The sequence below is a fragment of the Robertmurraya sp. GLU-23 genome (assembly GCF_052983275.1).
Genome location: NZ_JBRKCV010000001.1, coordinates 677,895 through 701,360 on the forward strand (window position 1 = coordinate 677,895; position 23,466 = coordinate 701,360).

General features: G+C 36.0%; 27 protein-coding genes and 2 pseudogenes. 22 read left to right on the forward strand and 7 right to left on the reverse strand.

Annotated elements, in window-relative coordinates; genetic code table 11:
* Positions 1 to 80 precede the first annotated feature (80 nt).
* The 5 genes and pseudogenes from ACVBAX_RS03445 (at position 81) to ACVBAX_RS03465 (ending at position 2,696) form a co-directional block, all read left to right on the forward strand.
* A complete protein-coding gene (locus ACVBAX_RS03445; RefSeq protein WP_447115883.1) occupies positions 81 to 788 on the forward strand; it encodes an MBL fold metallo-hydrolase in 708 nt (235 codons plus the stop codon).
* 100 nt (positions 789 to 888) lie between these two features.
* Positions 889 to 1,283, forward strand: a pseudogene (locus ACVBAX_RS03450) (lysine 2,3-aminomutase); the annotation flags it as partial.
* A 20-nt stretch (positions 1,284 to 1,303) separates the two neighbouring features.
* Positions 1,304 to 1,582, forward strand: a pseudogene (locus ACVBAX_RS03455) (YokU family protein).
* Between the two features lie 80 nt (positions 1,583 to 1,662).
* Entirely contained in the window at positions 1,663 to 1,878 is a 216-nt protein-coding gene (locus ACVBAX_RS03460; protein ID WP_447115884.1) for a YozE family protein, read from the forward strand.
* A gap of 122 nt (positions 1,879 to 2,000) precedes the next feature.
* On the forward strand, positions 2,001 to 2,696 hold the full coding sequence (locus ACVBAX_RS03465; RefSeq protein WP_430773225.1) for a hypothetical protein: 696 nt from the start codon (positions 2,001 to 2,003) through the stop codon (positions 2,694 to 2,696).
* On the opposite strand, the gene ACVBAX_RS03470 is transcribed toward ACVBAX_RS03465, so the two are convergent.
* Entirely contained in the window at positions 2,697 to 2,861 is a 165-nt protein-coding gene (locus ACVBAX_RS03470) for a hypothetical protein (RefSeq protein ID WP_447115885.1), read from the reverse strand. It lies immediately after the preceding gene.
* A 168-nt stretch (positions 2,862 to 3,029) separates the two neighbouring features.
* On the opposite strand from ACVBAX_RS03470, the gene ACVBAX_RS03475 reads away from it, so the two are divergent.
* Positions 3,030 to 3,203, forward strand: a complete 174-nt coding sequence (locus ACVBAX_RS03475; protein ID WP_084361903.1) for a YozD family protein — start codon at positions 3,030 to 3,032, stop codon at positions 3,201 to 3,203.
* 61 nt (positions 3,204 to 3,264) lie between these two features.
* Here ACVBAX_RS03475 and ACVBAX_RS03480 read toward each other — a convergent pair whose 3' ends face one another.
* Complete coding sequence (locus tag ACVBAX_RS03480; RefSeq protein WP_447115886.1) at positions 3,265 to 4,398, reverse strand: DUF2515 family protein; 1,134 nt, start codon at positions 4,396 to 4,398, stop codon at positions 3,265 to 3,267.
* A 278-nt stretch (positions 4,399 to 4,676) separates the two neighbouring features.
* On the opposite strand from ACVBAX_RS03480, the gene ACVBAX_RS03485 reads away from it, so the two are divergent.
* The 8 genes from ACVBAX_RS03485 to ACVBAX_RS03520 all read left to right on the forward strand — a co-directional run bounded on the left by ACVBAX_RS03485 (position 4,677) and on the right by ACVBAX_RS03520 (position 12,079).
* Entirely contained in the window at positions 4,677 to 5,492 is an 816-nt protein-coding gene (locus tag ACVBAX_RS03485; protein ID WP_447115887.1) for a serine/threonine protein kinase, read from the forward strand.
* Complete coding sequence (locus tag ACVBAX_RS03490; protein WP_447115888.1) at positions 5,479 to 6,249, forward strand: sporulation protein; 771 nt, start codon at positions 5,479 to 5,481, stop codon at positions 6,247 to 6,249. The genes ACVBAX_RS03485 and ACVBAX_RS03490 overlap by 14 nt, the downstream gene beginning before the upstream one ends.
* A gap of 122 nt (positions 6,250 to 6,371) precedes the next feature.
* A complete protein-coding gene (locus tag ACVBAX_RS03495) occupies positions 6,372 to 6,680 on the forward strand; it encodes a YodL domain-containing protein (RefSeq protein ID WP_447115889.1) in 309 nt (102 codons plus the stop codon).
* Positions 6,681 to 6,785: 105 nt separating this feature from the next.
* A complete protein-coding gene (deoD, locus tag ACVBAX_RS03500; RefSeq protein ID WP_447115890.1) occupies positions 6,786 to 7,487 on the forward strand; it encodes a purine-nucleoside phosphorylase in 702 nt (233 codons plus the stop codon).
* A gap of 127 nt (positions 7,488 to 7,614) precedes the next feature.
* Positions 7,615 to 8,469: a M15 family metallopeptidase gene (locus ACVBAX_RS03505; protein WP_447115891.1), complete on the forward strand. Its 855-nt coding sequence runs from the start codon at positions 7,615 to 7,617 to the stop codon at positions 8,467 to 8,469.
* An 80-nt stretch (positions 8,470 to 8,549) separates the two neighbouring features.
* Entirely contained in the window at positions 8,550 to 10,034 is a 1,485-nt protein-coding gene (locus ACVBAX_RS03510) for a lmo1851 family serine protease (RefSeq protein ID WP_447115892.1), read from the forward strand.
* Between the two features lie 116 nt (positions 10,035 to 10,150).
* Positions 10,151 to 11,083: an LCP family protein gene (locus ACVBAX_RS03515; RefSeq protein ID WP_447115893.1), complete on the forward strand. Its 933-nt coding sequence runs from the start codon at positions 10,151 to 10,153 to the stop codon at positions 11,081 to 11,083.
* A 69-nt stretch (positions 11,084 to 11,152) separates the two neighbouring features.
* Positions 11,153 to 12,079 carry a CobW family GTP-binding protein gene (locus ACVBAX_RS03520; RefSeq protein ID WP_447115894.1) on the forward strand — a complete coding sequence of 309 codons (927 nt, stop codon included), beginning with the start codon at positions 11,153 to 11,155 and terminating at the stop codon, positions 12,077 to 12,079.
* A 33-nt stretch (positions 12,080 to 12,112) separates the two neighbouring features.
* On the opposite strand, the gene ACVBAX_RS03525 is transcribed toward ACVBAX_RS03520, so the two are convergent.
* Complete coding sequence (locus ACVBAX_RS03525) at positions 12,113 to 12,361, reverse strand: DNA alkylation repair protein (protein WP_430773238.1); 249 nt, start codon at positions 12,359 to 12,361, stop codon at positions 12,113 to 12,115.
* Positions 12,362 to 12,457: 96 nt separating this feature from the next.
* Between ACVBAX_RS03525 and ACVBAX_RS03530 the strand changes: the two genes are divergently transcribed.
* Positions 12,458 to 12,727, forward strand: coding sequence for a hypothetical protein (locus ACVBAX_RS03530; protein ID WP_430773239.1), 270 nt, complete (start codon positions 12,458 to 12,460; stop codon positions 12,725 to 12,727).
* A 7-nt stretch (positions 12,728 to 12,734) separates the two neighbouring features.
* On the opposite strand, the gene trhA is transcribed toward ACVBAX_RS03530, so the two are convergent.
* On the reverse strand, positions 12,735 to 13,373 hold the full coding sequence (gene trhA / locus ACVBAX_RS03535) for a PAQR family membrane homeostasis protein TrhA (RefSeq protein ID WP_447115895.1): 639 nt from the start codon (positions 13,371 to 13,373) through the stop codon (positions 12,735 to 12,737).
* Positions 13,374 to 13,532: 159 nt separating this feature from the next.
* On the opposite strand from trhA, the gene ACVBAX_RS03540 reads away from it, so the two are divergent.
* Genes ACVBAX_RS03540 through ACVBAX_RS03555 form a run of 4 tightly spaced genes read left to right on the forward strand, consistent with a single transcriptional unit; the run spans position 13,533 to position 17,052 of the window.
* A complete protein-coding gene (locus ACVBAX_RS03540) occupies positions 13,533 to 14,504 on the forward strand; it encodes a WD40 repeat domain-containing protein (RefSeq protein WP_447115896.1) in 972 nt (323 codons plus the stop codon).
* Positions 14,504 to 15,199 carry a response regulator transcription factor gene (locus ACVBAX_RS03545; protein ID WP_447115897.1) on the forward strand — a complete coding sequence of 232 codons (696 nt, stop codon included), beginning with the start codon at positions 14,504 to 14,506 and terminating at the stop codon, positions 15,197 to 15,199. The genes ACVBAX_RS03540 and ACVBAX_RS03545 overlap by 1 nt, the downstream gene beginning before the upstream one ends.
* On the forward strand, positions 15,183 to 16,577 hold the full coding sequence (locus ACVBAX_RS03550) for a sensor histidine kinase (protein WP_447115898.1): 1,395 nt from the start codon (positions 15,183 to 15,185) through the stop codon (positions 16,575 to 16,577). The genes ACVBAX_RS03545 and ACVBAX_RS03550 overlap by 17 nt, the downstream gene beginning before the upstream one ends.
* Before the next feature lie 25 nt (positions 16,578 to 16,602).
* A complete protein-coding gene (locus tag ACVBAX_RS03555) occupies positions 16,603 to 17,052 on the forward strand; it encodes a FixH family protein (RefSeq protein WP_447115899.1) in 450 nt (149 codons plus the stop codon).
* Here ACVBAX_RS03555 and ACVBAX_RS03560 read toward each other — a convergent pair.
* Complete coding sequence (locus tag ACVBAX_RS03560) at positions 17,049 to 17,456, reverse strand: Hsp20/alpha crystallin family protein (protein ID WP_447115900.1); 408 nt, start codon at positions 17,454 to 17,456, stop codon at positions 17,049 to 17,051. The two genes, ACVBAX_RS03555 and ACVBAX_RS03560, sit on opposite strands and share 4 nt — an antisense overlap.
* Positions 17,457 to 17,470: 14 nt before the next feature.
* A complete protein-coding gene (locus tag ACVBAX_RS03565; RefSeq protein ID WP_430773247.1) occupies positions 17,471 to 17,947 on the reverse strand; it encodes an Hsp20/alpha crystallin family protein in 477 nt (158 codons plus the stop codon).
* A 159-nt stretch (positions 17,948 to 18,106) separates the two neighbouring features.
* On the opposite strand from ACVBAX_RS03565, the gene ACVBAX_RS03570 reads away from it, so the two are divergent.
* The 3 genes from ACVBAX_RS03570 to ACVBAX_RS03580 all read left to right on the forward strand — a co-directional run bounded on the left by ACVBAX_RS03570 (position 18,107) and on the right by ACVBAX_RS03580 (position 21,919).
* Positions 18,107 to 18,880, forward strand: coding sequence for an SDR family oxidoreductase (locus ACVBAX_RS03570; RefSeq protein ID WP_447115901.1), 774 nt, complete (start codon positions 18,107 to 18,109; stop codon positions 18,878 to 18,880).
* Between the two features lie 112 nt (positions 18,881 to 18,992).
* Positions 18,993 to 20,309, forward strand: a complete 1,317-nt coding sequence (locus ACVBAX_RS03575; protein WP_447115902.1) for a TrkH family potassium uptake protein — start codon at positions 18,993 to 18,995, stop codon at positions 20,307 to 20,309.
* Between the two features lie 98 nt (positions 20,310 to 20,407).
* The gene (locus ACVBAX_RS03580) at positions 20,408 to 21,919 is read left to right on the forward strand and encodes an HD domain-containing phosphohydrolase (RefSeq protein ID WP_447115903.1); all 1,512 of its coding nucleotides are present in this window, start codon (positions 20,408 to 20,410) and stop codon (positions 21,917 to 21,919) included.
* Here ACVBAX_RS03580 and ACVBAX_RS03585 read toward each other — a convergent pair.
* On the reverse strand, positions 21,916 to 23,280 hold the full coding sequence (locus ACVBAX_RS03585) for an MATE family efflux transporter (RefSeq protein ID WP_447115904.1): 1,365 nt from the start codon (positions 23,278 to 23,280) through the stop codon (positions 21,916 to 21,918). The two genes, ACVBAX_RS03580 and ACVBAX_RS03585, sit on opposite strands and share 4 nt — an antisense overlap.
* Between the last annotated feature and the right edge of the window lie 186 nt (positions 23,281 to 23,466).

Genomic DNA, 23,466 nt, shown 5'->3' on the forward strand with positions numbered 1-23,466 from the left:
AATGCTATGTCAACTAAGACTCTTTTTTTGGCAAATGTACTACAACAAGACTAGTGAATTATATTATGTTGGAGGTTATTATGCAGGTTAATCAAGTAGATATGATATATCAAATCACATTCTATAATTCTAGAGGTTTATCTGTTAATTGTTATTTTATAGAAGAAAATAGTTACTTGACTCTTATTGATACAGCGATGGAAGAACATGTGGAGATTATTCTTAGAGTAGCAAAGGATATAGGAAAACCCATAAACAATATTATTTTGACTCATGCACATCATGACCATATAGGTGGACTTGACCTATTGAAACAACTAATACCCCAGAGTAGAGTATATATTTCTAAGCGAGAATTACCACTTATTAATGGAGATTTATCAATATATGACGGTGAACCGAATACCCCAGTTCGTGGAATATTTCCAAATAAAATAACTTCAAAAATCGATATTTTACTTCAAGATAACGACAGAATTGGATCATTAATAGCAGTACTTACCCCAGGTCATACACCAGGATCAATGTCATTTATAGATACTCGTAGTCATGGGCTTATAGCAGGGGATGCATTTCAAACTGAGGGTGGTCTGGCCGTTGCTGGTCAAATAAGACCATCGTTTCCATTCCCAGCAAAAGGAACCTGGAGTAAAGAGATAGCTTTAGAAAGTGCAAGAAAAATACTGAGTTACAACCCTTCTCTACTTGCAGTAGGACATGGAACATTATTAAGTCAGCCACTTGCAGGTATTTCTAAAGCAATATCAGAAGCAGAGCAAAACTTATGATTAGATAATAGAAACATGATATACGAATATTTTCCTTATAAAAAATATGCACGTCTTCACAACTTGTTTACCTTTGGGATACTGGTTATTCAAATAGGGCATAGCAACCTTTGTTGTTGATGCACATAGTGTTGGAGGAAAAATTGCCCTGCAGCCTAATTATCTTATTTCACAAAGCGCCGATAAAGTTATGTTGAGAAATTTTGAAGGGGTCATCACAACCTATCCTGAACCGCAAAATTATGTGGCTGGCCGAGCAGAGGACTATTATAAAAAGATTTACTCTGACTTTGAAGATAAGAAGTCATTGGTTGGAATTGCTGGGTTAATGAATGATGAGAAGCCAAATCTTGTACCAGAAGGGTTAAACCGATTAGAACGCAGAAAAGAATATGAGACGAACCCTGAACCTACTTCATTAAAAGATAAGCGGGAAAACGTGATCAGTTGAAAGAGAAAAAATTTCAAGCCCAAATCTCAAAGGGGAAAGAAAGTGTACAAAGGAGGATTTGTAAATGTCAAATTGTCATTGGTGTGATTCTAACCAAATTACTAGCCAACATCATACTGTATACTTGGAATTGCCTGACGGGACAAATGCCATACCTATAGAAGAGACTCCCTCCATCTATTGCTCAAACTGTGAGATGATTTATCAAGAAGATGAGATAGTGAAAAAAATTGAGGATCAATTTTAAATTGATACAAAAATACTTGCTAAACAGGTAAATTACAAAGGTTTAATGAATCAGCCACGCTTATTAAAAAGGAATTACTTTGACTTTACAAGCTAAGAAAGTAAAACACTTGCCTTTTCCAAAATACCTATAGTAAGGTTACAGAGAAACCATTTGTGAAAGGCGTGTCCTAAATTTTGAGAAAATCGTTTTATCACTTCTTAATGAAATATAGGCATCCAGCACCAAAGGATACCATTAGTCGGTTTGCCAATGATGCCTACGTAGATCATAGCTTTCCGAAGACATCAACTGACTACACTGAATTATCCTCCTATTTGGAGTTAAATGGCCAGTACTTAGAGAGCATGGCTGTATTTGATGATGCATGGGATTTATATGTAAATGACTAGGTCATAAATACATTAGAATAAAAACGCTTGACACGTCTCTTCTATAAAGAGACGTTTTTTTATTGCTTGCATATACTATTGTAATCAGTAAATACGACTAACATTTGAGGTGAACCATTGACATGAGTGACAGAAAAAAACCAAAATATAAAATCGGTGATACTGTCGTGGTCACCATGTATGGTACGGTGGGCAAAGTAACTAATCTAAAGTGGCTTGATGGTATGTATGTATATGAAATAAATAAGAGTGAAGGATTATACATGGAATCAAGCCTCCAAATGCTTTCCGATTATGAAGGTGATCCGATCGAAAGAGAAGAGATTGATATAGAATACAAGTTTTTTATTGGAGATCTTGTCCAAGTAAAAGGTTATGGGGCGGATTTATTTAAGGTAGTTGGTTTTCGAACAGAAATCTGGCGTTATAAAGAGGATGCATGGGAGGACGTGATCTATGAGCTCTCACGTATCAGTGATGGAGAATGGCTAGAAGTGAATGAAGATGAGTTGACGCTGATTGCCGATGCCGATAGCGCAGATACGTTTATACAAAAGCTTGGACTTTTGTATTCACTAGATAAGAAGAAAAAAACTCTTAAACTACCTGAACCGAAAAATGTCTATAGAAAAGCTGAAAGAGAAATATTAAATGAAAAAAAACAATCAAGTGAAATGATCGATGCCTTATTAGACTTGTATAATGACTATCGTATACTATATGAAATGTTTCATGATGAAGATTATGTAAAAGTCATGAAGCTAGTATTAAAAAAACTGCAGCAATTAAAAACGAACGATGGAAAAAGCAATGTGTGATCAGTTTAAATAAAAGAAGATAAAATAAATAAAAAGCGGAACTCCTGTCCAAATAGCTCCTTGAAAAAAGAAAGACGTAATCTTCTCAAAAGAATTTATTAGTACACTTTCTTCACTATTTATATCCTCACAAAATGATTGAAACAGCTTTGAAAAGGTTGTCATAAGAACTCCTCCTAAAACTTTTGTTGGTATTTCATCTTTATGCTTGTCCAACTAAAAACATTCCAAACGTATGAAAAGAAAATTTGATCAAAGGTGTTGTATTTTTAAGGGAATTAGCATGAAAAGGCTTTATGCATCATACATTTTGAACAAAAGGGGGGCGAGTCAATGAAGGAGATTGAGGTATTCATCGACACCGATGAAATAGCAGAGTTTTTCTTTCAAGAGTTGATGAAGAGGGGCTATGTACCCTCAGAAGGCGAAGTGGAAGAACTCGCTGATATTACTTTCGAATACTTAATCGAAAAATGCATTATAGATGAAGAAATCGAAGATGAATAGCTTATGAAAATCATTGTATGACCCCAATAGAAAGGACGAAGCGATTAGCTTCGTCCTTTCACTATGATTCAGAAAAGTTGTCGAGGGCAGAATACAAAAGATAATGACGCAAAGCGACTACCGTTAAATCATAGTCGGTCACCTCTGGAAGTTCATTGAAAAACGATAAAACATCCATGTTTTTTTGTGAAAACCAGTCAACTTTATTCGTATACTGATGCGTCACATCATCCCAAGCACTTTCAAGGGCTGGACTAAATAGCTTTTCATTGGCGTTCTTTCGTTTCGTAAAGAGAAAATCCCAATAGTCGCTTCTGGAACCCGTATGCGGTTGATTGTGAGAAAATCTAACTGTTTCTGATATATATCGTTCTTCGAATAAAATTTGATATAGCTCCTTCCCTAGTTCAACCCGCTTATTCACATGTTCAAATTCTCTTACCGTCTTTCCGCTAAGACGATATCGGTATTTTTTTGAGACTTTGTAAGGAATAAAAATTGTTGTAAATCCAAGATTTTCTTGTAATTTGTAGGGGAGCTCTTGAAGCAGAGAGGTTGAATGATAAATACCTTTGATCACCCGCTCCTCTAACATAAATTGTTCATTAATAATCATAGCTACGGTTATTCCTCTTGAATTCTTTTTTAAATAAAAATCATTCCAAAAGGGTTCCATAAATGTTGATACATGAAATGCAGTTAGAAGGTGGAAAAGTGGCTTTCCTATTCTTTTGCTATGTTCATAAAGAAGCAATTGTGGAAAGGCATCTTGAAAAATGAATGCATTTGATCGTTCGAGGAATAAAAAGTAGCGATTTATTTGAGAATCAGACAGGAAGTCCTTTAAATAAGAGCTCTTTAAGTCGGTCATGTAATATCCCCCATTTCGGGAAACGATATGAGCCAGGAAGGACCAGTGAACCTCTTGATTTCTGGTGAAAAAATCATAATAGGCTTGGGTTCTCGTGATGTTATTTTTGTTATACGCCTGAGTTTCCTTTGTAATTTGCGCAACGATGTTTTTTTCTTTTTGATCCGTATAAAGAATCGGTGACGGGGCAAGCATGTTTAATTGCTCGATAAACATTGATTTTTCCTTTAAACTATAGATCTCTTTACGTTTAATTAGTGGAAGCATCCAGTGGGAAATCTTTTCTTGAAGAAGACCCAGAAAAGGAATAGAAGAAAAATTCATATTTTGCCACCTTTCTATGAAACCTTCCATCAGAAGCAACGTATATATTTATATCAACCATTAGGAGGATTAAGTGATGTTAAAAAAAATCCTAAAGTCAATATTGGGAAGTTCTCACCACCGAAAGTATAGTTCAAGTGATTATTACAAGCGTCGGAATATGCATAAACATAGCCATTACGGTCATGCACATTATAAAAGAAAACATAAAAGTAGCTTTTTTAGCTCGAAAAGCTTTTTTAGCAGTTAATATCATATATGAAAAAAGGTCGTAAAACATGAGGATTTTTAAGCCTGTTGTCTTGGCCTTCTCTTCACTAGTTGATAAGGCATTAGCTGAAGGGGAGAAAATCAATGAGCGTTATATAATAGAAAAATTTTTAGGAATGGGCAGCTATGGCCATAGTTATCTCGTTTATGATTCCTACTTAGAAAAAAAAGTTGTTTTAAAGCTAGTTCGATTTCATAAAAGAATTACAAAAAAGGGGATAAGAATTCATCAGTATGAAATTGAGATACTGAAAAGCTTACAGCATTCCTCCTTTCCTACTATTTTTGATGAAGGGATGTGGGGAAGGATTCCTTTTTTTACAATGGAGTTTATCGATGGGAAAACATTTGAGCAGCTTATCTTTACTGACGGACAAAGATATACCGAAGAAGAGTCTTTGGTATATGGATTGAAGCTTCTAGAACGAATAGAGTACCTTCATCAAAAAGGCATCGTCCATAGAGACTTAAGAATACCAAATCTAATGCTTGAAGGAGATGATTTAAAAGTAATAGATTTTGGATTGGCCAAGTGGTTATCACATGCTGACAATAAAAAGAGGGAACTAAAAAGCGAGATATCTCCTCAGGCTGATTACTTTCAGCTAGGCCATTTTCTCCTGTTTTTGCTTTATTCCAATTTTGAAACAAATGGTAGTGAAAAGGAGCGACCATGGGACGAAGAGTTATCAATATCAATTGAGACCAATCAGTTAATCAAAAGATTGCTCCAAGTCAACGAACCTTTTGGAACGATAAATGAACTAAAAACTTGTTACCTACATGCGGTAAATAAAGGGAGGAATAAACATGTCACTTTTTAATAAAGTATTTGCAAGTATTGGGATTGGATCGGCAACGGTTGATACAAAGCTTGAAAAAGATGTCTTCGTACCAGGAGAGGAAATAAGAGGAATTGTACAGATAAAGGGAGGGAAGCTTGAGCAACTAATTGATGATATTTATCTGAATCTACATACCAACTATTTAAGGGAGTCAGATGATAAAAAGCATATTGTAAAAGGGGATATTGAAAGATTCCGCCTTACTCAAGCAGTTACAATTGGTGCAAACGAGACGAAAGAAATTCCATTTGTAATTAGGGTGCCATTTGATACTCCGATCAGCATTGGACGTACGAAAGTCTGGGTAGAAACGGGATTGGATATAAAAAATGCTGTTGATCCTTCAGACAAAGATTATATTAATGTAGTCCCTAATCAATTAATGAGAAGTGTGTTAGATACTGTTTCTGAACTAGGTTTTCGATTGAGAGAGGCAGATTGTGAAGAGCTTCCATATCGAAAAAGAAGACGATTACCCTTTGCGCAGGAATTTGAATTTGTAGCAACTTCTGGACCATTTCGAGGAAAACTAGATGAGATTGAAGTGGTATTCTTTCCGCAATCAGATGAGCAAATGGATCTTGCGCTACAAATAGACCGGAGAGCAAGAGGATTAGGTGGGTTTTTAGCAGAGGCTCTTGAAATGGATGAAACGAATATCCAATTGAGTATTCATAGTAGTGACCTTCCGATTCTAAAATCAAAGCTTGAATCCATTATTAGTCAATATTCTTAACTTTATTTAAACACTTTTTTTGTCAAAAAGGTAAGTCGACAAAAAAAGTGTTTTTTTGATGAAGGATTCGACAGTGTTAAAGTCTAATCAAAAAGGGAGTGGATAAAAAGGGGGGCTTGAGGTTGTTAAAGGAACGGAGCAGATTATTAAAGAAAACGTATGAAGTAATGATCTTTCAAACACCCAAATTCAGGCAGACGAAAGGGTATAAACAAGTGTACCGTATGAATGTAACGGGCAGTTCACATCTGCATATTTTAGAAGATGTGTTTCGTATATTTAATGTAAAAGACAGTATTCCAAATGATTATCAAGGTCGATATATAGGTACAGGTGATATTATTTATATTGACGAGGGGAGACTGGGGACTAGTTACTATCAACTTCAGCCAGGTGGTTGGAAAAAAATAAGTCGAATTCACGTACTTTAACAAAGCTGTGGAGACACTCCGCAGTTTTTTATTTTTACAGTAATTATGGTATAGTTTTATTTGGTAAATAGTATATCTGTAAACTAAAACGGGAGTGAAAACAAGATGAGTGTACATATCGGCGCGAAAGAAAATGAAATAGCGGAAACAGTTCTTCTTCCAGGAGATCCTTTACGAGCAAAATATATCGCAGAAACCTTTTTAGAAGGTGCTACTTGTTATAATGAAGTTAGAGGAATGTTAGGATATACAGGAACATATAAAGGAAAGCGAGTATCAGTACAAGGAACAGGTATGGGAGTTCCATCAATCTCCATTTACATAAATGAATTAATGAATAGTTATAATGTTCAAAACCTCATTCGAGTAGGTACATGTGGGGCAATTCAGAAGGATGTAAAAGTAAGAGACGTGATTTTAGCAATGAGTGCTTCTACAGATTCCCAAATGAATCGACTAACTTTTGGTGGCGTCGACTATGCTCCTACTGCGAACTTTGATTTATTAAAGCGCGCATACGATGTAGGTGTAGAGAAAGGTTTGAACTTGAAGGTAGGTAACGTCTTTACTGCGGACATGTTCTATAACGATAATAGTGAACTCGAAAAATGGGCGAAATACCAAATACTGGCGATTGAAATGGAAACAGCTGCTCTATATACATTAGCTGCCAAATTTGATCGTAAAGCTTTATCTGTTCTAACGGTAAGTGATCATATCCTTACTGGAGAAGAAACGACAGCAGAAGAAAGACAAACCACTTTCAATGACATGATTGTTGTTGCATTAGATGCAGCCGTTCAATAAAAAACAAAGCAGCTTCTATAATTAGAGGCTGCTTTTTCTATTCTCTTTTTCTCAAAAAGGATGCTGCATTTTTTTATTGATGATAAAATAGAAATATTGTATTAGAAAAAGAAGATAGGTGGAAATAATGCGCAAATATTTATTATCTATTGCAGGGATTACCCTTTTATTGTCCGGGTGCGATTTTAGTAAAATCCCATACGTAAATAATAATCAGAAGGAAGAAACAACACAGACGGATGAACAAGAGAATGAACCTATCGTTGACCAGGAAAATAACGGTCAAAGTGATTCAACTGAAGAAGAGTCTACTCAAGATCAGCAGATTCCGGAAGGACCTACTCTAGAGGCCATTTATTTTAACGACGTAAAAGAAGTTAACGGAAAACAAGTCATTCAAAACCCACTGAATGTACTTGCTCTTGTAAATAAAATGTTTGCTTTGCCAGATAGTTATAATCCTACTGACCTTGTAAAACCGAATGTTTCATTTTCCTTCGGAGATCAAACAATAGAGAAAAGCTTAATGAGGCAAGAGGCGGCAATAGCACTAGAGAAAATGTTTGTCGAAGCAAAAGCGAGTGGAATTGAACTATATGCAGTATCCGGATATCGGTCTTACGAAAGACAACGAGTTATATTTGATGCAGAAGTAAAGAAGAGTGGAGAAGAAAAGGCAGCACAAGTCGTGGCCATACCTGGAAATAGTGAGCACCAAAGTGGACTTGCTATGGATATATCAGCAAAAAGTGCTAACTTAAGTTTAACAGAAAGTTTCGGTGAGACAACAGAAGGAAAATGGTTGGCCGCAAACGCACATAAATACGGGTTTATCCTTCGATATCCAAAGGGAAAAGAATCCATTACAGGATATCAATATGAGCCTTGGCATTTTCGTTATGTTGGTGTGGACGCTGCGCAAACCATCTTTGAAAAAAACATTACTCTTGAAGAATACTTTGATATCGTTGAAAAAATTTAATTAACAACTTTAAAATACTAAAATCTTTGTTAAAACAAATGCAAAGATGTTATTCTAAACAGTAAGAACAAGCCTATGGAATGAAAGTGGTGAAGCATTTGGAAAACGAACAACGACCAGAGGAACAACAAACAGGTTCTGGTAAATCAGCCTATATACAAATAAAGAAATTTCATTTCGTTATGTTGTTGTTTTTAGTGGTATTCCTAGCTGCTGGTATTACTACGTTTGCCCTTGCATTTGGTGATGAAAAAGTAGTAACTGCTGGTACGGAGAGAAAAGAATTTGAGAAGCTATACAATGCTTTTGATACAATCCAAGATAATTACTTTAAAGAGGTCGATGAAAAACAACTTGTAAATGGGGCAATCGATGGAATGCTCCAATCACTGGATGACCCTTATTCTGACTATATGGATGAAGAAGAAGCATCGAGTTTTCATGATAGTATTTCTTCTTCATTTGAAGGGATAGGGGCTGAAATTCAGGAAAAGGATGGCTATATTATTATCGTCTCTCCTTTAAAGGGATCACCTGCTGAAAAGGCTGGTTTAAAGCCGAATGATAAAGTTGTATCTGTGGATGGAAAAAACATTCAAGGGATGGGTTCCACAGAGGCTGTTTTACTTATCCGTGGAGAAAAGGGTACAACCGTTAAGCTAGTCGTACAACGACCTGGTGTGTCAGAACATCTAAACTTCTCAATTGTAAGAGATACAATCCCGATTGAAACAGTCTATGGAGAAATGGTAACTGATACGATTGCGAAAGTTCAAATAACGACTTTCTCTGAGAATACCTCAACTGAGTTAATTACGATCTTAAATGATCTGCAATCTAAAGGAATGAAAGGTCTAATTTTAGATTTAAGGCAAAATCCAGGGGGGCTTTTAAATCAAGCGGTTGCGATTTCGAGCTTGTTTGTCCCTGAAGGAAAAGTTCTGTTTAAGGTTGAGGACCGGGATGGGAATATTGAAGAGGTTAAATCAGAGCAAAAGGAAAACCCAGATATCCCATTAGTTGTAATTGTTGATAAAGGAAGTGCTTCAGCTTCAGAAATACTAGCAGGAGCGGTGAGTGAATCGGCAAACGTTCCATTGGTCGGAGAAAAATCATTTGGTAAAGGGACGGTCCAAAGAGCACAAGATTTTTCTGATGGTTCGAATATGAAGTATACAACAGAAAAATGGTTAACCCCAGAAGGCAATTGGATTCACGAAAAGGGGATTGTTCCTGATTATGAAGTAGCAATGCCAGAATACGCAAATATATCCTATATTGACCCAGAGCAGGAGTTAAAACTTTCGGTTGCTTCCAATCAAGTAAAAGCTGCCCAGCAAATGTTAAAAGCTCTTGGTATTGATCCAGGAAGAGAAGATGGATACTTTGATGAAGCCACTCAAAAAGCTGTTATTGAATTCCAGAAACAGCAAAATATTGAACAAACAGGTACTCTAAAGGGTGAGTCAACCATTTTATTAATGGAGAAATTAAGAGAACTCATTCAAGATAACGACCCACAGGTTCAAAAAGCAGTGGAACTTCTTCAACAAGAGGTAAAGTAATAAGTGAGAGCTTTCCCATTATTCGGGAAGGCTTTTTCTATGTAAAAATGTACAAAACGACAAACACTAATCTCTAAGTTGATAAGAAAAATTTAGTTCCAGACGGGGTGAATGCAATGAGACGAATGATAGCTGTTTTCCTGATTTTTTTATTAACAGGCTGTGGTTATTACTCCTCGAAAGAGAACAATGAGATTAATCAACCCAATATAATAAGCAGAACCGTTGAAGAAACAAGTGAAGAGATGCCATCGGAGCGGTTTCATCCATTTCAATCATATAAAAAGGATGTTAATGTCCTATTACTAGGGGTAGACAGTAGAGGAGAATCATCCTCAAGATCAGACACCATTATGCTTGCCAGATACGAGCCATTAAACAAAAAGGTCAAGCTAGTTTCCTTAATGAGAGATAGTTATGTAACGATACCAGGATATAATAAAAGTAAGTTAAATCACGCTTATTTTTATGGTGGAGACAAGTTACTAAAGGAAACGATTGAAAAAAATTTCAATGTAAAAATTGATCACGTTGCTCTGATTGATTTTCAAGGGTTTATTGAAGTGGTAAAAATACTTGCTCCACAAGGATTAAAAGTAGATGTATCAAAACCTATGATGAAGGATTTACGGATTTCTGGTGAACCGGGAATGCATGTACTTAATGGACAACAGCTATTGGATTATGTAAGATTCAGGCATGATGCAAAGAGTGATTTTGGAAGAGTTGAAAGGCAGCAGGAGATTATCATTTCGTTAAAGGATGAAGCGGTTGAAACACTTGGTTCATTTGATGGAATTGTAAAATTACCAGAAATTTTAACTGAGGTTGCTAACCATGTGGACACCGACATTGTTTTTAAGGATTACTTGACACTTGGAGCGACTTTTATTCTAAACCCTGTATCAAATGTCGAAACATTACGAGTACCGGTTGAAAATAGCTACACAAATAAATATACTAAGCATGCAGGAGAAGTATTAAATTTGGATATACAGAGAAATAAGGACGCTATTTCTAAATTCTTTTCAAAAGAGGCTAGAGAATAGGGAAGTTGTTCATACATCTTCTCTCTTTTTTCTGAAAAATGTAATTATGCCAATGGGGGAAAATAGGTTATGAAACAAACGGAAATTTATATATTATCGGGGTTTTTAGGAAGTGGCAAGACGACTTTATTAAAGAAACTTTTACAAGCAGAGAAGGAGAGAGGCAGAAAGGTTGCCGTACTGATGAATGAACTTGGTAAAGTATCCATCGATTCCGATGAAGTATCTGATGACGTACCATTAAAAGAATTACTAGGTGGATGCATTTGTTGTACGATCCAAGATAAACTTGAAGCACAACTTCAGGAGTTATTAATGACTCATCAACCGGATTGTATATACATAGAAACAACGGGAGCTGCACATCCAGTCGAAACTTTAGATGCTGTGCTATCTCCATTGTTTGCAACCCAACTTCATGTGAAAGGGATTCTTACCGTTGTTGACGGTAGACTTTGGTTAGAGCGCCGATCATTCTCTCCTCAAATTCAGCAGTTGGTTACAGAGCAAATTAGACATGCCGATTTAATTGTCGTAAATAAAACAGATGAACTAAGTGAAGGTGAAAAGGTAATCATTACGACTGGCATACAATCTCTTAATGAAAAGGCAAATGTGATTTTAACTACCTACTCTAGTGTGTCAATGAATCAAATCCAATCTCTGGCATATCAGAAAAAGCCTCATTTGAACAAGAGTCATGTTGAAAATGATTTAAAATTGAGTACATTTGTTTATTCGTTTTCAAAGGCTGTTGATATGGATGGGTTTGAGAGCTTCTTACAAGAATTGCCCGACACGATTTATCGAATCAAGGGTTATGTGAAATTTTCATCTACTTCATTTCCATACTTATTTCAGTTTTCGTATGGAATGCCGATTTACATAAAAGAAGAGATGAATATGCCGTTAAATCTAGTATTTATTGGAGAAAACATTCTATGGGATGAAATTTCTAAAAAGCTTCAGCAGTTGGAGGAACAGTACCTCAAGTAAGGGGAAAAGGAAAGCTTGAACATGTGCCCAAGCTTAATTGTTTTGATTTTGTCCGAATTTAACAAATGTTCTTTCATCTTCAATAAGTCCACAAGCTGCACATTGTACTTTATAAGATGGGCCTTTGTAAGCCATATGAAATGGAGAAAGTTGCTCTTGTGAGTACTCCTCCATCACGTTACCAGTTTGAGGATCTAACTTTACGGATTGTGGTTCTTGCTTAATAAGATTAAAACGACTTCGATTCGTTTTACAATTTGGACAACGATAAGGCTCAGCCAATGTTGATTCTCCTTTCGTCTTTTATGATGTATATTCTTTCCTTTTTTATATCGAATATGTATTCGAATAATAACAAATAGAATGGTTGTGAAGTAAATGGAGAAAGTGATAGAAGCATATCGATCGCTTTGGAATAATCGTCTACTTAATGAGGGAGATGATGAAGAAATTCTTAGAGAGGCGATCTCACGGGAACTTAAGGATGAGTTTTCCCATCCTCGAGTTCGAAAACAGCCCCATGACAAATATTACTTAGCAACAAAAAGGGTGATTGATTCTGACATCGAATCTGAATTGAAACTTTCACTTCTTACCATCCATGTGGAAGAAATGGAGAAAATATTGTCCGTAACAAGGAAGCTTTAGCTTCTTGTTACGGAAGTAAGGTGAGCACTGAAAAGAAATGAAGAGTGGTTCCAGCAATAACAAAAAGGTGCCAAATGGCGTGGTGGAATTTGAACCCTCTCCAAACATAAAAAATGGAACCAAAGGTATAAAGCAATCCTCCGATAACGAGTAAATTCCAACCCGTTGGATCCATGCCAGAAGAGATTGGCTTATAGGCAAAGACTATTAACCACCCCATCACTACATATAAAGCAGTGGAGATGAATAGAAATTTTTTGACATAAAAGGTTTTAAAAACAGTTCCACCAATTGCTAATCCCCAAACGATTCCAAACAAAGTCCAGCCTAGTGCACCATTGACAAGTAAAAATAAAAAAGGAGTGTAGGTTCCAGCGATAAAAAAGTAGATGGATGAATGGTCGAAGATTTCAAATAAATCCTTTATCCTTCCTTGTGGAAAGCTATGAACCAATGTGGAAGAAATATATAAAAGTACCATTGTTGAGCCATATAAGGTAAAGCTAACAATATGCCATACATTTCCGTACAAGGATGAAGAGACAATAAGAAGAACGAGAGCAGTGATACTAAGTAGGGCTCCTATTCCATGGGTAATTGAATTTGCTATTTCTTCACCTTTTGTAAAAACATGAGTTTCAGCCAAAGGTCTTCACTCCATTTCGTTATACATAATCATGTTCTTACTTTACTAGACTTTGACCAACAAATAAAACATTTTAATATATTTTCGTATTTCACACTTATTTCACACACAAGTCGTATAATAAGCGGTATTCGAACTGTAATGAGGAGTATTATGAAAATGAAGGTAAAAAAAGTAATCCTGATTACGATATGGACACTTCTCTTTATCGTTTCAGGGTGTTCTAATGATCAACCAATCATTCCGGAAAATAAGTCGCTAGCAATTACCGTCAACATAAAAGATATGTCACTTTCTTTTGTTGATCTTGAAGAAGAAAAAGTAATTGAAACTTGGAAAATGGATAAGCCCTATACTGGGGGTGTATTATTACCAGATAATGATTCACTTCTTTTATACGGAAAGCAGGTCGAAACGGTTGATATTTACTCTTTACGAACAGGAAAGCGTATTAACAGTTGGGAAACAGGTAGAGGAATCGTCGAAGGAGTTTTGATGTCTGATCGTGAAGAAATTGCCTTGTCTGATCAAGAAAGAAAGTCTGTAAGATTCTTTCGTTTTGATGGGAAGGAAATCAATGAAGTGGTAAAGACCGGTAATCCGCTAGCGTTAATAACTACAAACTCTCAATTATTTGTAGTTAGTTATAATTCTAAAAAGCTAACCATAGTTGATCTCCAAAGCAAAGAAATAACGGGTCAATTTTCAATTCATTCGGCAGCTACTGGCGCGATTATACAGGAAGATAAGAATGAAATATGGATAGGTGGCCATGGGCTAGGCTCAGAGCTCGAAAGTTATATCCATGTTTATGATAGTAAGACCGGTGAGTTAAAACGGAAGATTTCAGCTCCTATTATGCCAATTAATTTATTACAAAATAATGATGGGACATTTGCTCTAAGTCATGGTTCTAATAGCCTTTATAAAATATCAAATGAAGGAGTTATACAAGCGAAGATTACTGTGGGAGCGAATCCTTTTGAAATGACAGAGTATAAAGACCAGCTAATTGTAGCGGGTTATGATAGTAATGATATTCATTTCATCACGGAAAAAGATTTAAGTAAAGGGAAGTCAGTTAAGGTTGGCAAAGGACCCTTTAAATTAATCATTAGGGAGATTGACTAATGGATATGCAAATTCAAGTTCTCATTGTGGATGATGAGGAGGATATGAGGCAGTTACTGAAAATGTATCTTGAGAATGCTGGGATGATTTGTACACTTGCCACAAATGGTGAGGAGACGTATAAATACGTTACTGGCAATCGCTTTGACATTATCCTACTGGACATTATGATGCCAGGGGATGATGGATTTGTTGTTTGTGAAAAACTTCGTCAAGTCTCAAATACACCTATTATTTTTCTATCGGCAAAGGGAGAAGAATGGGATAAAGTGAAGGGTCTCAAAACTGGGGCAGACGACTATATTGTGAAACCGTTTAGTCCTGGTGAACTTGTTGCTAGAATACATGCTGTTCTTAGAAGAAGTCCTACATTTAAGAATGAAAATGAAATGATTAAGGCAGGCACCATTTTTATCGATAAGAATGCACGTAAGGTAATGGTTCAACATGAACATATTGTCCTGACTTTAAAGGAATATGAAGTACTTCTTTCCTTAATCGAGCACCACGGTCAAGCACTAAGTAGGGAACAACTTCTTGAACATGTGTGGGGCTTAGGTTATAGCGGAAGTCTTCGTACAGTTGATACACATATAAAAACTTTACGTATGAAGCTTGGTAAGGCAGATTACATAGAAACGGTCTGGGGAATCGGTTACAAGTTTGAGGTGCCTGCTAATGCAATTTCTTCCTAATACTCTTTCAAAGAAATTATGGGTTTTTGTTACAACAACTATTATTATTACCATTGGTATTTCGTTTGTATTATCAAATTATTTTTACGAAAAATTATATGTTGAAAACGTAAGAAGAGGGTTATTGGAAGAAGGAACAAGGCTCTCTGATGAATACGAAGGTGGACCTTTATCGAGTGATTTAATCGAAAAATTAGAATGGTACAATACAAAGAACGAATCAGAGGTTTTTATTGTTAGTAATCCAAAAGAGTTAAGCGCTTGCTTACCATATGAAATCGATTACGATACACTTATTGGACCGGAAGAAAGGGATCGGTTACTCAATGGCCAATCTGTCGAAAAAATGGGGTATGAAGAACGGTTTGATCGAGATGTTCTGGCCGTGGTTGTCCCTTTAATTGATTCGGATCGACTTGAGGGGATCATTTATTTATATGTCCCTTTAGCAAGAATCTCAGAGCTTACAAACGATTTTTCAATCATTGCTCTGGTGGTCGGGTTAATCTTTGTCATTATGTCAGTTTACATAGGAACCATTTTTGTGAAAAAAATGACAAAACCCTTAGAAATTATGAAAAAGGCTGCTGAAAAAGTAACAGCTGGGGACTATTCAGCTAGAGTACCTGTCTTTTCTAAAGATGAAATCGGCCAATTAGGAACCGCCTTTAACCTCATGTCGATTTCCATACAAAGAGAAGATGAAAGGAAAAAAGTATTTTTAGAAGATGTATCACATGAGCTACGTACCCCAATTAGTTATGTGAAGGGTTATAGTGAGGCATTAAAAACGGGTCTAGTAAAGACGCCCCAAGAGCAAGAGCGTTATTTAGCCTTGATACATAGAGAAGCAAGCCGTATGGAAAGGCTTGTAGGAGATTTACTTGATTTATCAAGATTTGACTCAGAAGATTTTCGTTTAGAATTACGTCCATTACCATTAGCTCAACTTGTTGAGGATTGTCTGGAAAAGTACAATCCTACACTTCAACAGAAGGGCTTACTACTAAACTCAAACCTAGATCCTGACATTATCGTAAATGCTGATGAGGGCAGAATAGAACAGGTGATTCAGAATATCGTAGATAACGCAATTAATTATACGGTGCGAGGGCGTATAACCGTGCTTCTATCAAAACATGAAAAAGGGTGTATACTTTCTATAAAGGATACAGGCATTGGTATTCCTAGGGAAGATATTCAAAGAGTTAAACAAAGATTTTTCCGTGTGAACAAAGCACGGACTAGAAGTGATGGTGGTACAGGTCTTGGGTTGGCAATATCCAATAAGTTGATTCAACTACATGGAGGGGTGCTTGACATAGAGAGTGATCTTGGAGAAGGAACGTGTATCTCCATCGTTCTTCCAGTTATCTAAAAAAGATCTGAAAGGAGTAATCGGAGTGAAAAAAGGATTTATTTTTATTATGTTCACATTTTTGATTATGAGTTTAGCAGCTTGTGCACAAGCAGAGGATGAAACCCCTCAGTTTTTAGATGTAAAGCTGACGATTAATCCAGAACATGCCGAAAAAGGACAAAAGGTTGTATTTGAAGCGAAAGTAACCTATGGGGAAGAAGAGGTAACAGATGCGGATGAAGTCTCCTTTGAAATATGGCGAGCAAATGATGAAAATCATGAAAAAATAAAAGTAGAACATAAAGAAAACGGAGTGTACGCCCTAGAAAGAACTTTTGATATGGATGGAACATATTATGTATATGCCCATGTTACTGCAAGAAGCATGCACAATATGCCTAAAAAAGAGTTTGTGGTGGGGATAGCAAGTGAAAAAGAAGAGGATTCATCTTCTTCAAGGATGGAAGATGAAGAGGACCATACCGGTCACTAATCCTCTCTATTTATAAATAAAACAACAACTTCATTTTCTTTTGGTAGTTTAATGGTTAATATCCCATCTGTAAGAGAATAACGTATTTCTTCTTTATTAATATGAGAAGGAAGGGTTATTCTTTTTTCAAATGTAAGATGTGGTCTTTCCTTCAAGTGATAACGTATGCCCTCTTTCATCGTTCGGCATGTACCGGTTAGGATACAAACATCGTTCTCTAATTTTACATGTATATCACCTATTTTAATGCCAGGTATCTCTGCTTCTAGAATAAAGGCTTCATCATCTTCATATAAATCACAGCGTGGAAAGTTTTTTTGTTGCAGCTCCATCGTCCACTTCATTGCTGACTCGGCTTCTTTTCTCCAGGATGATTCTAAATTACAGTCATCATTAAAAAACATCACATGGTCACCCTTTAATAAATTTCTTTTACATCAATTTCAGAGTACTGAAAATCTGTGCTTTTTGGAATTTTCACTTCAAGAACGCCATCTTTATATGTTGCTACTCCACCTTTTTTCTTCACTGTTGCTGGTAATGTGTATACTTGACGTTCTGATTCAATTGGGTAATTTTCAATAATAAGCTGATTCGACGTATGACAGACTTTTATTTTCTTAAGACAGTCTTCGTCCTTAATGGGAATCATAGCAAAAACGAAGTCATGTGTTTCAAAAATATGAGCAGAATGAGTGTCCTTTTTTAAAGAGCTCGAATTCTGGTTGCTTTGTGAATTTGTAGCAAACTCAGGAGAAAAGCTGGCTCCATTCATTCCTTGGTTAAACACTTTATTCATGGTCTCCTGAACGTATTTCTCGACATCGTGAGGTTTCATTCCTTGAAAACTGCCCTTCATATCCTTTCCGAAGGGGAACATATTCCATGGAAACATTTGTACCACCCCTAATTATAAAAAGTCTCCACTACATCTTATGCAATAACATGGGTATGGTTAAATACAATTTAGACACTTTATATTTGCATTCAAGCAGACTTCTTTTTAGTATATTTATTAGATAAAACAAAATTTAGTTATTGTGAGGTTATTGATTTGAATTCAAAAACAGCTTTGATTACAGGGGGAGCGACGGGTATTGGGAAGAAAATTGCCGAGGAGCTTGCTCAAAGAGGAATAAATCTCGTTGTTAACTATCGAAGCAGTGAAAATGAAGCGATGAACCTTACAGAAGGATTAATCGCCAAATATGGAATCAGGATTGAACTCATTCAGGGGGATATTTCTAGTCAGCAGGATTGTATAAAAATTTGCGAATATATCAAACGAAAAAATATAACGATAGACATTCTCATACATAACGCGGGCCCTTATATTCATGAGAGGAAAAAACTAACTGATTACTCCGTTGATGAATGGAATTATTTAATTAATGGTAATTTAAACGCAGTGTTTTATTTAACAAAAGAATTACTCCCTAAGATGAGAGAGCAAAAGTGGGGAAGAGTCATAACCATTGGATTTGATCGAGTGGAAACGGCACCAGGTTGGGTTTATCGTTCAGCTTTTGCTGCTGCAAAGACGGGCCTAGCAAGTTTAACAAGAACCCTTTCTCTCGAGGAGGCTGAAAACGGTATAACAGCAAATATGGTATGTCCGGGAGACATTACTGGTCATTGGAAAGAGACAAATATACTTGAGGCACAATCTCAAGTTTCAAAAAGTATACCAGTTGGTAGGCCTGGGACAGGAGAAGATATCTCAAGAGTTGTCGCTTTTCTCGTTGACGACCAGTCGAGCTTTATAACGGGTAGTATAATCCCCGTAACAGGAGGGGTGGACGTACTTGGGAAAGTTCATAATAAATGACCACTTTACAGGATTCTCAAAGAGGTATAGTATATAGTATTATTTACGATATCATTGGAATACTATTCCAATGATATTTTGCGTTTTATATTTTAATAAAAGAAGGGTATTTATGAACAAAACCATAAAATTAACTCCTGCTCAATTATTAATTTTCATTTTTATCTTTTTTATCTTCTTAGGAACGATACTTTTGTTATTACCGTTTTCAACTCATAAACCAATTACATTTATTGATGCGTTGTTTACGACCGTTTCAGCCATGACGGTAACAGGATTAGGTGTAGTTGATATAGGAACACACTTCACCTATGTAGGACAATTGATTATCGCTTTGCTCATACAGCTTGGTGGATTAGGGATTATGACTTTTTCTGTGTTTATTTTTATTGTTCTAGGAAAGAAGATTGGATTCAAACATCGACTGATTATGCAACATGCTCTTAACCAAGTAAATATTGGTGGGGTTATAAAGCTCGTTAAGAATTTGTTCTTTTTTTCTATCACTATTGAATTTATTGCCATGATTATTCTGGCACTTCGTCTTGTTCCCGAATTTGGTTGGAAAAAAGGGTTGTTTTCAAGCTTTTTTCACTCTATTTCAGCATTCAACAATGCTGGTTTTGCCCTGTGGCCGGATAATCTTATTCAGTTTGTGGGAGATCCTATCATAAATATTATCATTAGTGCTCTTTTCATAATAGGTGGAATAGGATTTACTGTATTAGTTGATTTAAAGGAAAAGAACTCTTTTTCAAAACTTAGCTTACATAGTAAGATGATGATCGTAGGGACACTAGTAATAAATATCGTATCCATTCTTCTCATTTTTGCATTAGAGTTTAGAAACCCTCTAACTCTTGGTAGCTTAACAACTGTTGAAAAGCTATGGGCATCTTACTTTCAAGCAGTTTCACCAAGAACAGCAGGTTTTAACACCATTGATATTGGTTCAATGAATGATCCAACGATCTTCTTTATAACAATTTTAATGTTTATTGGTGCCGGTAGTGCTTCTACTGGTGGTGGGATTAAGTTGACCACCTTTATGGTTATATTGTTTTCTACATTTTTCTATTTAAGAGGACGAGATGATATTCAAATCTATAGGAGGAATATTCCATCCGGTTATATTGCACGCGTGACAGCAATTGCTATGACCAGTGTTCTTATCGTGGTGTTAGCCGTATTGCTTATTAACATCATAGAGCCTATCCCTTTTTTACCATTATTGTTTGAGGTTGTATCTGCATTTGGAACAGTCGGGTTGTCCATGGGCATAACCGCTAGCTTGACTGTTCTCGGAAAGTTGATCATCATACTTGTCATGTTTATTGGGAAAATCGGTCCGTTAACATTAATGTTTATGCTTGCAAGACCACAAAAATTAAATTTCAAATATCCAGACGAAGAAATATTAACTGGATGAGTAAAAAGAGGGATCCTTGGCTCCTTCTTTTTTCTTATAATCATTTATAGTAAAATAGTATGAGGTAGTAAAAAATATGAAGGCTCTAGGTGAGAGAAATGACAACGTACAAACAATTTATTAAACAACTAATCACCAATTATATTATTGGTTCCTTATTAGCCGTCTTCGGAGTCGGGGGAACGCTCATGTTTTCAACTATTGATATTAGTGCAAATGACCAGTTTTATTTACTATTAATCATGGTTCTCTCAGTTTTTTGTATGTTCACATGTGAAGCGATTACGTTCTATTATCATATAAAGCCTATTAAAGCTGTATTTACTACTACCAATGTAAAAGACGAAGAAGTAAGAAGAGGTCTTAGACAGCTATATCAGTTTCCTATCCTTACGGTGAAACGAATCATGCTGCCACATTACTTAGGACTATCCATCCCCGCAACATTGTTAGCAGCTATCTTTATTTCTATGGGGAAGCTTCATGTTCCCATGATATATATCCTTTACTCAACGATAGCAGCCATATTTGTAGCGATTCTTCATGCATTAACAGAGTTTTATTTAACACTGCGAGCGATACAACCAATTTCAATAGCGATGAAAGATATGCTTCGATTAGGTGAAAACTCTTTATTTTTTGAAAATGATATGGTTGTTGCTATTCAGAAGAAATTTCAATACACTATATTAATTATTGGGGTTCTCCCTGTCCTACTTTTCCTTTTAGCAGCACAAATCAAATTGTCGCAATTAACCGGAATGGAAATAAAAGTGTATTGGCAATGGGCCGGTTTAATTATTGTTTTTACCGTTATATATTCCATATTAGTATCTAGGTTTATGACGAGAGATATTGAAAGTCCTCTACGTCAACTACAGGAATTAATGGAAAATGTTAAAAATGAAAACTATAACTTTATTAAAACAAATGTGTATACAGATGAATTTTCAAAAGTGTTTATCGGATTTAATCATATGGTGAATGCCATTAATGAACGGGAATCCACCAATAAACAGCTATTAGAAAGTTTTATGACATCTCTTTCAACTACTCTTGATGCGAGAGATCCATACACGTCAGGTCACTCTTCCCGTGTAGCAAAGTTCTCCCTTGAAATTGGTCAAGCCCTTGGTTTAGATAAGGATGATTTAGACCTGCTCTACCAAACAGCATTATTACATGATATAGGGAAAATTGGTGTGCCTGACCATGTATTGCTCAAAGAAGGAAAGTTAACGGAAGAAGAGTTCGCTCATATTAAAGCTCATCCCGTAATTGGAGAACATATATTAAAGCAGGTACAACCGGTAAGTAAAGTTGCTGGGATGTTACCAGGTATTAGACATCACCATGAACGAACTGATGGAAAAGGGTATCCAGACGGGTTAAAAGGACAGGAAATTCCTCTTTATGGTCGAATTATTGCAGTTGCTGATAGTTTTGATGCCATGACGTCTGATCGTCCATATAGAAAAGGAATGATAAAAGAAAAAGCATTAAATATTCTTCTTTCTGGTAAAGGCACCCAGTGGGACAGTGAAATGGTGGATCTGTTTATTTCGAATATGAATCGTATAAAAGAAGAAGAAAAAAGGCCAGCTCTTTAGTTAGAGCTGGCCTTCTTATTATACATTTTTCTTTGTACATAGATTAAGCGACTGGACAAACATATTGCACCAACAGCTAATCCTGAAATGAGACCAATCCAGTATCCAAAAGCACCCCAATCGGTATAATGGCCTAAATAGTAGCCGAATGGAAGGCCCACTATCCAATAAGAAACAAGTGACATAATAAATGTGATGTTAACATCCTTGTAGCCGCGTAGAGCACCTTGAACAGGTGCTTGAATGGCATCTGAAAGCTGGAAAAATAATGCATACAATAAGAAATGTGCCGTTAATTGTAATACTTCATGATCACTTGTATAGATAGAGGCAATTTCTGTTCGTAATAGAGCTAAAATAATTCCACATACAAGAGCCATACTAACAGCCATTATTAATCCAATCCAGCTATAGATTTGCGCATCACGGTACCTTTTTGCCCCCACTTCAAAGCCAACAACAATTGTCAGAGCCATAGATATGCTCAGAGGGATCATGTAAAGAAAAGACGCGAAGTTAAGAGCTGCTTGGTGAGAAGCAATGGTAACGGTATTAAAGGTACTCATCAAAAGGGTAACAGCTGCAAAAATACTCGTCTCAAAAAATATCGCTAAGCCAATCGGAATGCCAATCATAAGTATTTCTTTCCAAGCTTTTAATGCGAATGGATAAATCTTACTGAACACATGAAAAGTTGAGAAAGACTCTTTAGAAGTAATAATCCATATCGCAATCCCTGTAACCATCCAATATGTTATGGCCGTGGCATAGCCAGCACCAACTCCCCCGAGCTCAGGAAACCCAAATTTACCATATATAAGTATATAGTTAAAAATAATATTAATAGGTAGGGAGGAAAGAGCTATAAACATGGTAACTCTAGTTTTTCCAAGTGCATCAATAAATGAGCGCAATACTTGATAGACAAATAGGGGGATAATCCCAAAACTAAGAGCTACTAAGTAGTCATGAGCAACTTGTTCAACAGCTGGTTCAAGACTCATAGACTGAAGAATATAGTCTAATGTAATCGCACCTATGATAAGAACAACTATTGCTAGAGTGATTGATAGATAAACTCCTTGAATGACCTGAAAAGGTATTTCCTTACGTTTCTTTGCTCCAATAAGCTGTGATACAACTGGAGTTATTGCAAGTAAAATCCCACTTAAACCTGTAAATACAGGAGTCCAAATACTCGAACCAATGGCGACACCTGCTAGATCAATCGGACTGTAGTGACCTGACATGGTTGTATCAAAAAAATTCATTGAAAATAAAGCAAGTTGAGTAACGAGAATGGGTAAAAGAATGTACAAAAGTTGTTTGATTTTTTCTTTCTTTGTGTGTGTTTGATTCATTATGATTTTCCTCAGTTTCTATTCAAGTAACGATTGAAATTATAACACATTTACTTCTGTTGCCTAACAAATTTTTGACACAAACCTTTCACGTACATGTCATAATATTTTTTAAATTTTATGAACAGTTTGATAGGGATGAATGAAATCTAATTCTTTTGTGAAAAATGAAGACAACATCTCTTG